The following is a 10,370-nucleotide window of genomic DNA, read 5'->3' on the forward strand; positions in this document are numbered from 1 at the left end:
GGTGGTCGAGGGAATCAACAATAAACTTAAACTAATAAAACGAAGAGGCTATGGCTTTAGAAACTTTCGGAATTTTTGGGTTAGAAGTATGTTGTCTTGGCATCTTGTCTGTTGATTTAGCATAAAGGGTAACGAAGAGCCAGAATTATTAGTTGTGCGTGTCCATCAAAATTTATTGGAACGGCAAAAACTCCCCCCAGAAGACAGAACCAAGAAAGTTTGGCAGCGACGTTTTGAGGAGATTAATAATTTTGAAAAATATCTGGTTAACAATGGGGTTATTGTCCTGAAATTCTTTCTCAATGTTTCTAAAGAAGAACAGAAAAAACGATTTTTGGAAAGAATTGATCGCCCTGAAAAAAACTGGAAGTTTTCCGAAAATGATGTCAAAGAAAGGGCTTTTTGGGATGATTACATGAAAGCCTACGAGGAGGTATTCAATCATACCAGTACCGAGTGGGCTCCTTGGTATATTATCCCGGCTGGTCGCAACGCGCTCGCTACGCGAGAACGCAAATGGTTTACCCGTTTAGCTGTGGGGGCGGTTATTTATTACACCCTCGAATCCCTCGGTTTAAAATATCCCACCGTCACCGAAGAACATCGCCAAGCTTTACTGAAAGCCAAAGAAATCCTCGAAAACGAGCCAGATTAAAAATGGAAGAAAATCCCGAAAAAGCGATAATTGCCGGAAAATCGATCGTATAATCGATCTCGATTTTAAAGAATTCCCCCTATGAATTATCGCATCGATCGCCGCACCTATGCTGAAACCTACGGCCCCACCGTCGGAGATAAAGTTCGCCTAGCAGACACGGAATTATTTATCGAAGTCGAAAAAGATTTCACCACCTACGGCGATGAGGTAAAATTCGGCGGTGGTAAAGTAATTCGCGATGGTATGGGCCAATCCCCCATTTCTAGGGAAGATGGAGCGGTAGATCTAGTGATTACTAATGCCTTAATTCTCGACTGGTGGGGCATCGTTAAAGCCGATGTGGGCATTAAAGATGGCAAAATTTATCAAATCGGTAAAGCGGGCAATCCCCACATTCAAGATAATGTTGATATTATTATCGGTCCTGCTACCGAGGCATTAGCTGGGGAAGGGATGATTTTGACAGCAGGGGGGATTGATGCCCATATTCATTTTATCTGTCCCCAACAAATTGAGACAGCGATTGCGTCGGGGATTACCACGATGATTGGTGGCGGGACCGGACCGGCGACGGGAACTAATGCCACCACCTGCACCCCGGGAGAATGGAACATCTATCGAATGCTAGAGGCGGCCGAAGCTTTCCCGATGAATTTGGGTTTTTTGGGCAAAGGCAATAGCAGTCAGCCGGAAGGACTAGCGGAACAGGTAAAAGCGGGGGTAATTGGCTTAAAACTCCATGAAGATTGGGGAACCACTCCGGCAGCCATTGATACCTGCTTAAGCGTTGCCGATAAGTACGATGTGCAGGTGGCAATTCATACCGATACTCTCAATGAAGCCGGTTTTGTTGAGGCAACTATCGCCGCTTTTAAAAATCGCGTCATTCACACCTACCACACGGAAGGGGCCGGCGGTGGTCATGCTCCCGATATTATCAAGGTTTGCGGGGAAATGAACGTTTTACCCTCCTCTACTAATCCCACGCGTCCCTATACGGTGAATACCTTAGAGGAACACCTTGATATGTTGATGGTTTGTCATCATTTAGACCGTAGCATTCCCGAAGATGTGGCTTTTGCTGAATCCCGCATCCGCCGCGAAACTATTGCCGCCGAGGATATTCTCCACGATTTAGGGGCTTTTAGCATAATTTCCTCCGATTCTCAAGCTATGGGACGGGTGGGAGAAGTAATTATCCGCACTTGGCAAACTGCCCACAAAATGCGGGTACAACGGGGCAGACTGACCGGGGAAACGGGCGAGAATGATAATCTGCGGGCAAGACGATATATTGCTAAATATACGATTAATCCTGCTATTACCCATGGTATTTCCGATCATGTCGGTTCCATCGAGGTGGGCAAATTAGCCGATTTGGTTCTCTGGAAACCGGCATTTTTTGGCGTAAAACCGGAAATTGTCCTGAAAGGCGGTTTAATCGCCTGGGCGCAAATGGGCGATGCTAATGCCAGTATTCCCACACCGCAACCGGTTTATATGCGTCCCATGTTTGCCTCTTTTGGTGGCGCGATCGCCAAAACTTCCTTGACATTTGTTTCTAAATATGCTATGAAAGCGGGCATCCCTGAGAAGTTAAAGCTGAAAAAAACCGCCGTGGCCGTGTCGAATACGCGCAATATCAGTAAGGCCAGTATGAAGCTCAATGACGCTTTACCGCGCATGGAAGTTAATCCCGAAACCTACGAAGTGCGTGCTGACGGCGAATTATTAATCTGTGAACCTGCTACGGTTTTACCCATGGCCCAACGCTATTTCTTATTTTGAATTCTGGTTTTTTTAAAACCTTATTTTTGGAGCTTTGTGGGAGTCAGGGGAGTGGGGAGTTAGAGGGGTTGGGGGAGATATGAAATTTTGTTTCATCTAATTTCTGAACCTGCGAAGTATCTCCTAACTGATTATAAGTGCCCTTCGCCTTCTTCAACCACTGTATCGCCTCATCCTTATTTCCCAAGAGACGATAAGCTATTCCCAACCCCGCTTGTATCTCCGCTTGTACTGACAAATTCTCGGTATTTGTTGCCAGTTTTAACGCTTTTTCATAAGGTTTTTTTGCCAACTGAGGTAAACCAATCTTAAGGTAAGTATCACCCAATAGTTGATAAACCGTAGCAACCTGACTATTTTGCTTCACCAATCCTTCCAATACCTCAACCGCATCCCCATACAACCCATAACCTCGATAAAGATGCGCTAAAACTAACCCTGCTTCCTCTGGTGATAATTGCTGCTGTTGAACAGTTTTAACAGCATCTAAAACCGTTGTTTTCGTCTGTTCATCTGATATTGTAAACCCGACTTTTTCATCATCACTTCTAGAAGACGCACCATTATCAGCTTCTATGGTTACTCGATATCGCTCTCCTGGTTCCAGAGGAGGTTCACCAGGATAGACTATTTCAGTTTTGTTTGTCTGCGTTTCCCAATTAACCCCATCTATTTTGACAGTATAATTAGTTGCACCCGGAACAGCATTCCACCGCAGGGGAGGACGATTGGTAAGAATATTCGTTTGACGAGGAGTAATTAGATAAGGTAATTTTGCTAAAGCTTTCTCTGTTTTTCCTGTTGGACGGAGGGTTGTATTATTGCTATTGGGAAGTGGAATCACAGGATTTCCCCGAGGACAGCCACTAGAAACAATATACCTTCCCGGTTTAACCGTCCACTGCTTGAGATTACTACAATAAACCTTAACCGAAGCGTTAGCTGCTACTTCTAACTTATCCTCAAAACTGAGGGTAAGTCCGACAGAAGCAGGAAGCGGTTTTTTCCATTGTGGTTTCTTGACAGTAACTTTCCCTTTTACCTCAAAAATTGTGTTAACTCCAACAGTGTTGCTGAAAGTCGCCGACGAAAATCCTACCGTAATTAATATCAGGGAAATGGGGGTAAAGAGTTTGAGAAATTTATTCATAACTAGAATCAATTAAGGTTTTGGATTTAATTAGTTTCGTTGTTGAACTTTAGTCCTCATCTGGTGCGATTTCAGAAAACGGGGTTTCTCGTCTAGAGTCACAACCTGACTTCACTTATCATGCTACTACAACTTAAAACCTCACCATTCCCTAATCTTCCCTATGGGGTTGGAGACAAGCTTTGCACCCTCACTGAAGGAGTAATTTCCCACTTCCACTCGCAACTATAGAATTAGCTATAATAAAATTACCACAGGTATCATCTTCATATTTCTGGAAACTATATGACCTTAAAACAATTAGACCGAATTACTTTTAACTCCAAAATTATGGCAGGTCAAGCCTGTATTCGAGGAATGCGTATTCCTGTTTCTTTAATTCTTAATCTACTTGCTAACGAAAAGCCGATAGAGGAAATATTAGAGGAATACCCTGACCTAGAAAGAGAAGATATTCACCAATGTTTATTATATGCTTCTTGGTTAGCCAGAGAACAAGTTCATCATTTTGAATTAATCGAGCAATGGAGATAGAGTTTCTAGCCGATATGGGGATTTCTCTGCGTACAGTCTCATGGTTAAGAGAACAAGGTTATGATGTCGTTCATCTTCGAGATGAAGGCTTACAAACTTTATCTGATCAGGAAATTCTTGCCAAAGCAAAAAGATAAAAGCGGATAATTTTAACTGTCGATCTAGATTTTTCTCAACTTCTCGCTATTAGTGGTGATAATTTACCAAGTGTCATCCTATTCCGTTTAGGCAATGAAAACTACAATCTAATTAATCAGCGTTTAACTATAGTTTTACGAGATTGTACAAAAGCATTAAAGACGGGAGCAATTGTGTCAGTGACAGATAGTATTTTTCGGATTAGACTTTTACCAATTTAAGATTTTTGCTTTATAGCGTTCCTGGAGTCTTCCCGTTAATTCCATCTTAAATATTGTGTTCCAAAAGCGAACACCTTTATTATTGAGTACAAATTATAACATTGGCAAATAATCTCCCTGTCCTCTGTGTCTCTGTGGTTAATTACACTTCGTTTCTGAATAGTCACCAATAATTATAGGTTCTTTGTTGGGAATTTTGACAATAATTTCGACAGTTCCACCTAATGCGTTAACTACTTCGCGCAGTGTATTTAGCTCTAGATTTTACTCTTGTTTAAGTCTAGGTACTATTGATTGCTGCACTTCAAGATGCTCTGCCAATTCTGATAAAGATAAACCTAGTTTTTCTTGCAAATACTTAAGCGTAAGTTCCTCTAAATAAATTTGAGAAGCTCTTGCTTTAATACTTGCTTGTCGTTCTTTACCAAGTTTATTGAATTCTTCCGAGAAGTTGGTATATTCTTTCATCACTTTTCTTCCTTAAGTTTTTCCAGATATTTTTGATAACGTTGATCTGCTATAGGAATATTTTCTTTGTACCATCTTTTGTTACCTGACTTGTTCCCCCCAACAAGTAAAATTGCTTGTCGATGAGGATCAAAGGCAAATAAAACACGCCAAGGTTCACCTTTATACTGAATACGAAGCTCTTTCATATTCTTAAAAGAAGATCCTTCAATGGTATCAACTCGTGGTCTCCCCAGTGCTGGTCCAAGTTTCATCAATACAGTTAAAACAGCAAATACTTCATTTTGAAGTCCCTGTTCTTGTTGATAAAACCAGAACCTAAAATCTGGATCAAATATAATATTCCATTCCATAACTATAATATAGTCTGTACATAAAATAATGTCAAGCTTTCAGTTAAACATTCGGCTCTCTTGCCATCATCAGTATAAATTATAATATTGGCAAATAATCTCTGTGTTCTTTGTGTCTCTGTGGTTAATTACCCTCGATAATCTCCGTACCTCGCTCCAACTCGAAAATGCTATGATAAAAGTAAACTATCACTAAGGAAACTTTAATCATGACTAACTTACACAATCATTCAATATCTAACACATCCGAAGAGCCTGAGTTATCAATGGAAGAACTCGATGCAAAATGGGATGCGCTAGAAAATGAACCAGAATTTTTAGCAAAACCTATCTGGCAACAAATTATAGAAATTGGTAATGTTGTTCCTCAATCAGAATGGCGAAAACACTTTCCCAGAGACTTTGCGCGTAATTTTGAACACTATATGTACGGCGCACCAAGAGAAGATGAGGAAGAATAACAAACACAGAACGAACGTCAATTCAAAGTTATAATATATGTAGTAAACCAATCCCACTAAATGATTATGAATCCCCCAAACAATCCCACTCGCACAGAAGAAATTCCGACAATAGAGGAACTTCCGACAATAGCTGAATTACAAGCAAAATTCGCTCAACTTCAAGCTGATCCCGAATTCCGCAAAAAACCTTTTTGGCAAAGAATTGCCGAAATTGGTGCACTTGTTCCCCAGTCAGAATGGCGAAAACACTTACCTACAGACTTTGCGCGTAATTTTGAACACTATATGTACGGCGCACCAAGAGAAGATGAGGAAGAATGAGAAAAATTTTCTTAGATACATCCTATTTGCAAGCACTCGCTGATTATAGAGACAATCTCCATGAACTTGCCACACTAATGACAGCAAGACTAGGAAAATTTACAGGAATTACTAGCGAAATGATTTTGACAGAATTACTTAACGCATTGTCAGGAAGAGGAGATTATCTACGCCAATCTGCTATTAACTTAACCAACGATTTGAAAAATGATTCTAGTATAGAAATCATTCCCCAAACCAGTGAACAATTTCAGCAAGCTTTTGATTTTTATCAAAGACGGTTAGATAAAGGTTACAGTTTAACTGATTGTGCTTCCATGCAGATTATGAGACAACTAGAAATCTATGAAATATTAACTTTTGATAAGCATTTTCAGCAAGAAGGATTTAGCGCATTACTCAGAGAATAGTCAGTAAATTTTACTTCACTTCAATTTTTTCCTCGCTTCATATAACCATTGCTCCTCCTCTGTATTAATTACCCTCCCTTGAGCTAAATTAAGACATTTACGCCAATTTTCCTGAGATAATTTCTTGTCTTCTTTTTCTAAAAGTTGAGCATAAATACAAAAAGCAGCACCGGGATTGCGGATAAATTTCTGATAAGCTGGATTTTCAGCGATACCAATAGCAACTAAAAGATTAGGAATTGCATCTTCACTGCGATTTTGCTTAAATCTGGCCCAGCCTAGATTTTTATAAATACTATATTTTTGTACTGCTAAATTGCGTTTCTCATCTTCAGTAAATTGGTCTAGTTTTTCATCTTTTTCTGCCAATAATCTCTTGGCTTTTTCCAGTAACTCTACTGCTTCTGCATTCTTATTATCTCGCAGATACCAATAAGCGAGATTATGATAAGCATCTATAAAACCACCTTTTGCCGCAATTAAATAGTGTTTCTTCCCATTAGTCAAATCCTGTAACTCTTCATAAAGTGTTGCCAACTTATAATGAGCATCTAGATTATCTGCATCTAACTCAATTGCTTTTAAATACTTTTCTTCTGCTAAGGCTAAATTAGGAAGTTCTTGGCTTGCTGGCGGAGGAGATTGTAAACGGCTTCCTGCTTGCTTATAAAACTCAGAAAACCAAGAGAAATTTAGATAAATTCCCAAGAGAAAAGCAAAGACTATTACTGTTACAGAAAACTGTATTTCTTCATACCAATGTTCAGCAATCCCAAGAAATTTCATTAACTTAACAAAACCCTTCTGGCGCGTTCGTGTGAGAGCATTTTCAGTTTGTAATAAAGAAATGAAAGTCGAAAAAATAACACCCCCTATTTCTAGCAAACCTGAACCACCACTAAGAAACCGAGTAGCAATCGTTCCGATTAATGTAAAATTAACCCCTAATAAAACCAGTTTACCGACTCTCAATAGCCAATCAAAGCGATTGCAAGGATGCAGAGATTCCCTACTTTCTAAATGCCACCACCAAGCCTGAGCAGAAATAGGTAAAGTCTCCCGATATTCAGCTAAGTCAAGAACTTGAGTAATTTTGTAGCTTTTCTGTTTTAATCTATTATCTTGTTCGATTAATTTTGACCGCATATCAACCGAAATTTCCGCCTCAGCTTCCATTTGTTTATGAAGAGCATCTCTGGCGGCAATAATTTCTAAAGCCTGTTCTTTTTTCAGAGATTTATTATGAGAAGTATCTAAATAATTTAGAGCATTCTGGTAACGCTCTAAAGCAACTTGAAAGGGTGTCGGCACAGGTGCAGGAGAATTCATATTATACTAAATCCGTTGAGCATAGGCTACTTATAAGGACAGGCAAGAGGCAAAACGGAGAATAAATAATCAGTTTTTAATAACCGGATTTAGCATGAAAAAGGCCGATTACTGATAGACTCGACCGCGCCAACGTTGGGGACGGGTAAAAGCAGAGATAAAAATGCGGATAACTGCCAGCGGATCCGCTAGGGGAGATAGCCAAAATAATCCTGAAGATAGATTGACTTTTTCGCCGCGATAGTAACTAGGAGAGACAGCCAATAAAAGGGCAAAACGAATCAATAACAGCAGCAGGTTTAAAGTCAAGACAATTTTTAAACTCAGGAAATCGTAGCCAAAAATCAAAGCTGTGAGCAGTAAAGGCGTGATAATTATCGGTAATCCCTGAGTAAGAGCTAATAAAGCTAAATCGCCCCATAATTGCCCCTGATAGGAGGCATCTTTGAGGTCAAGAGATCTGCCCCATTCGCGCCAAGTTTCCTTGAGTCCTTCATACATTCGCACCCGAATTAATTTCGCCCCATCGAGAAATCCCACCCGATAGCCTTTCGTTGCCGCTAGACGGGCCAGGGTGACATCATCGCAAAAAGAACCTTTTGCCCCGCTATAACCGTCTAAAGCCGCTAAAACTGACCGCCGGCAGAGAAAACATTGACCATTGGCCATCACTCGTTCGGGATCTTGCCCGCGCACTCCGGCCGCATCAAAGCGATAGAGCAAAGTCATCAATAAAGCCGGCTGTAACCACCATTCTCCCGGATAGGAGAGGATAAATTGCGGCGACAGGGAAACTAAATCGTAACCTTCTGCGATCGCAGTTTTAACTAAACTAGCGACTAAATTTTCTTGGGGTTGGGTATCGGCATCAATGCCCAAAATCCAGTCACTTTTAGGAGAACTAAACAAAAAACCATTGTGTAACGCCCAGGGACGACCTACCCAATCGGTAGGCAAAGGATAATCGGTTTTCAAGCGAAAGCGGGGGTCTTTTGCCGCTATCTCTTTAACTTTTTCCCTAGTACCATCTTGGGAATTGCTATCGACAATCAGAATTTCTCGCACTTCGTAACTCTGTTGACTCAATCCCCGTAAACAACCGTCAATCCTGGCCACTTCGTTTAACGTCGGCACAATTACGCTTACTGTCCCTAACATCTCCGGGGTGGGAGGTTGGGGAGTCAGGGGAGGACGACGACGCACCCCTTTCAGCAGACGGGAAAGAAGGATAAAAAAGGCAACAGCCTGAGACAGCAGTAGCCCCAGGCAGAATGCACCGAGAATTATCTCAGTTAACAACTTATTTGGCTCCTCTCACCGACACAACGGGGATTTTTAGGGTTGTTACTTCGCTTGTCGGCACTGTTTGTCGGGAAGCAACAGCCTTGGCGCGATTATAGAGAAGGATTAAAGGCAGAACACCGGTGAGTAATCCTAAGAAAATCGGCGGATAAATACCAGCACCGATACTCATGACCGTAGCAAAGCCAAAATTACCTAAATACATCAGAAAAGGCAGGGTTAAATCTTGACTTGGCAGTTTCACCGGTTGCGCTTGCCAGATTAAAGTGGCTACCGTCATAAAAACACAGCCTGTACCGAACCAACCGGCAAAATTTTCATAGGGCATCCCAAAGAAGTCCCCCGGTTGTTCCCAAATCCAGAAGGGGATGGTAGTTTGACTCATGGCCGGATCTAGGACAAAATCCCATGAAGTTAATAATACCGCCCCGATAGCGATCGCTCCTAGATTTTGTAGCCATTGGGGTAAAGCAAGAGTGGATAAACCAACACGAGCGATAATATAGGCACTAAAACCGAGATAAAACCAAGATAGGGGGATAGTAAAGGGTACTAAACCCGCAATTTTGTAACCTAAGCCCGAAAGATAACGATAATGACCGAAAGGAAAGCCAGTACTGGTTCCTAATAGTTCGCTACAAAGGGATAAACTGATAGCGGGAACCATGAATCCTAACCAGTGCCACACTCCTAGAGTTCGATAGGCATAAACAGCCACCGCTGCCATTCCTAACACCATATACACCACACCCCCCCCGGCCATTGACCAAGCAAAGAAGGTTTTGCCAAAATCTGGTAAATTGGCCACAAATTCGGGATGGGGCAGAACTAGCAACAATCCGGCTAGTCCAAAAGCCATCGATACAATATGACCGATGAGCAGAGCTTTTTCGATCGCAATTAGTCGTCTCATTAAATCTCTAGCACTGCGAAGGGATAATCATTTTCAAGTTTACAAATCTTTATTAAAGAATTATTACCCAGATCGGTCACTTTCGGCAAAAAAGTTTTACAGGGGTTAGGGATTTGCCTGTAGTAGTTCTTTAGGAGTCACTAGGCAGGAGTCAGTGGTCATAATAATCAATCAAATTGTCTATTTAGGGCTTGCTGAATAAATGTGAAATGTAGGCAAGGTAAGGGTTTTGTGGCTTTACGAGCGAAACAGGTGCAAGATTTTGAGAGAATCGTGCTTCAAAACCTTGCGTCTTCATCGGCCCGCGTCCTGTAGGGGCGA

General features: G+C 41.3%; 11 protein-coding genes and 3 pseudogenes. 8 read left to right on the forward strand and 6 right to left on the reverse strand.

The genetic code is table 11. From position 1 onward, the window contains the following. The 3 genes and pseudogenes from IM322_RS19565 to ureC all read left to right on the forward strand — a co-directional run. On the forward strand, positions 1–115 hold a 115-nt coding region (locus IM322_RS19565; protein WP_130758671.1), incomplete at its 5' end, for a transposase. 27 nt (positions 116–142) lie between these two features. Then, a pseudogene (locus tag IM322_RS19570) lies at positions 143–655 on the forward strand (polyphosphate kinase 2 family protein); the annotation flags it as partial. A gap of 81 nt (positions 656–736) precedes the next feature. After that, positions 737–2,446 (forward strand): urease subunit alpha, encoded by a 1,710-nt coding sequence (ureC, locus tag IM322_RS19575; protein WP_287674764.1) that lies wholly within the window; start codon positions 737–739, stop codon positions 2,444–2,446. A 43-nt stretch (positions 2,447–2,489) separates the two neighbouring features. Here the strand turns inward: ureC and IM322_RS19580 are convergent, their stop codons facing one another. Then, the gene (locus IM322_RS19580) at positions 2,490–3,596 is read right to left on the reverse strand and encodes a tetratricopeptide repeat protein (protein WP_287713310.1); all 1,107 of its coding nucleotides are present in this window, start codon (positions 3,594–3,596) and stop codon (positions 2,490–2,492) included. Between the two features lie 285 nt (positions 3,597–3,881). Here IM322_RS19580 and IM322_RS19585 point away from each other — a divergent pair, with 285 nt between their 5' ends. Next, positions 3,882–4,130 (forward strand): DUF433 domain-containing protein, encoded by a 249-nt coding sequence (locus IM322_RS19585; protein ID WP_002743172.1) that lies wholly within the window; start codon positions 3,882–3,884, stop codon positions 4,128–4,130. Then, positions 4,121–4,489: pseudogene (locus tag IM322_RS23530) on the forward strand (DUF5615 family PIN-like protein). The gene IM322_RS19585 and the pseudogene IM322_RS23530 overlap by 10 nt, the downstream one beginning before the upstream one ends. A 138-nt stretch (positions 4,490–4,627) precedes the next feature. Here the strand turns inward: IM322_RS23530 and IM322_RS23535 are convergent. After that, a pseudogene (locus IM322_RS23535) lies at positions 4,628–4,957 on the reverse strand (helix-turn-helix transcriptional regulator). Then, positions 4,957–5,310 (reverse strand): type II toxin-antitoxin system RelE/ParE family toxin, encoded by a 354-nt coding sequence (locus tag IM322_RS19600; RefSeq protein ID WP_287676695.1) that lies wholly within the window; start codon positions 5,308–5,310, stop codon positions 4,957–4,959. The pseudogene IM322_RS23535 and the gene IM322_RS19600 overlap by 1 nt, the downstream one beginning before the upstream one ends. Before the next feature lie 209 nt (positions 5,311–5,519). On the opposite strand from IM322_RS19600, the gene IM322_RS19605 reads away from it, so the two are divergent. The 3 genes from IM322_RS19605 to IM322_RS19615 are packed head-to-tail and all read left to right on the forward strand — an operon-like array spanning position 5,520 to position 6,505. Continuing rightward, positions 5,520–5,771 carry a hypothetical protein gene (locus IM322_RS19605; protein WP_353737533.1) on the forward strand — a complete coding sequence of 84 codons (252 nt, stop codon included), beginning with the start codon at positions 5,520–5,522 and terminating at the stop codon, positions 5,769–5,771. A gap of 60 nt (positions 5,772–5,831) precedes the next feature. Further along, a complete protein-coding gene (locus IM322_RS19610; RefSeq protein WP_002766985.1) occupies positions 5,832–6,095 on the forward strand; it encodes a hypothetical protein in 264 nt (87 codons plus the stop codon). Further along, the gene (locus IM322_RS19615) at positions 6,092–6,505 is read left to right on the forward strand and encodes a type II toxin-antitoxin system VapC family toxin (RefSeq protein ID WP_287676700.1); all 414 of its coding nucleotides are present in this window, start codon (positions 6,092–6,094) and stop codon (positions 6,503–6,505) included. Before IM322_RS19610 ends, IM322_RS19615 begins: the two co-directional genes overlap by 4 nt. A 15-nt stretch (positions 6,506–6,520) precedes the next feature. Here IM322_RS19615 and IM322_RS19620 read toward each other — a convergent pair whose 3' ends face one another. From IM322_RS19620 to cruF, 3 genes are all read right to left on the reverse strand, one after another. Beyond that, on the reverse strand, positions 6,521–7,834 hold the full coding sequence (locus IM322_RS19620) for a hypothetical protein (RefSeq protein WP_287676702.1): 1,314 nt from the start codon (positions 7,832–7,834) through the stop codon (positions 6,521–6,523). Between the two features lie 108 nt (positions 7,835–7,942). Next, positions 7,943–9,133: a 2'-O-glycosyltransferase CruG gene (gene cruG / locus IM322_RS19625; protein ID WP_287676705.1), complete on the reverse strand. Its 1,191-nt coding sequence runs from the start codon at positions 9,131–9,133 to the stop codon at positions 7,943–7,945. A gap of 1 nt (position 9,134) precedes the next feature. Continuing rightward, on the reverse strand, positions 9,135–10,049 hold the full coding sequence (gene cruF, locus IM322_RS19630) for a gamma-carotene 1'-hydroxylase CruF (RefSeq protein WP_287676707.1): 915 nt from the start codon (positions 10,047–10,049) through the stop codon (positions 9,135–9,137). Positions 10,050–10,370 lie beyond the last annotated feature (321 nt).

This window comes from Microcystis sp. M109S1 (genome assembly GCF_020247025.1).
Classification (GTDB): domain Bacteria; phylum Cyanobacteriota; class Cyanobacteriia; order Cyanobacteriales; family Microcystaceae; genus Microcystis.

Excerpts from the sequence above, each read along its gene's own strand:
- ureC (WP_287674764.1), top strand. The coding sequence starts at position 737 with ATGAATTATCGCATCGATCGCCGCACCTATGCTGAAACCTACGGCCCC.
- IM322_RS19580 (WP_287713310.1), bottom strand. The coding sequence starts at position 3,596 with ATGAATAAATTTCTCAAACTCTTTACCCCCATTTCCCTGATATTAATT.
- IM322_RS19585 (WP_002743172.1), top strand. The coding sequence starts at position 3,882 with ATGACCTTAAAACAATTAGACCGAATTACTTTTAACTCCAAAATTATG.
- IM322_RS19600 (WP_287676695.1), bottom strand. The coding sequence starts at position 5,310 with ATGGAATGGAATATTATATTTGATCCAGATTTTAGGTTCTGGTTTTAT.
- IM322_RS19605 (WP_353737533.1), top strand. The coding sequence starts at position 5,520 with ATGACTAACTTACACAATCATTCAATATCTAACACATCCGAAGAGCCT.
- IM322_RS19610 (WP_002766985.1), top strand. The coding sequence starts at position 5,832 with ATGATTATGAATCCCCCAAACAATCCCACTCGCACAGAAGAAATTCCG.
- IM322_RS19615 (WP_287676700.1), top strand. The coding sequence starts at position 6,092 with ATGAGAAAAATTTTCTTAGATACATCCTATTTGCAAGCACTCGCTGAT.
- IM322_RS19620 (WP_287676702.1), bottom strand. The coding sequence starts at position 7,834 with ATGAATTCTCCTGCACCTGTGCCGACACCCTTTCAAGTTGCTTTAGAG.
- cruF (WP_287676707.1), bottom strand. The coding sequence starts at position 10,049 with ATGAGACGACTAATTGCGATCGAAAAAGCTCTGCTCATCGGTCATATT.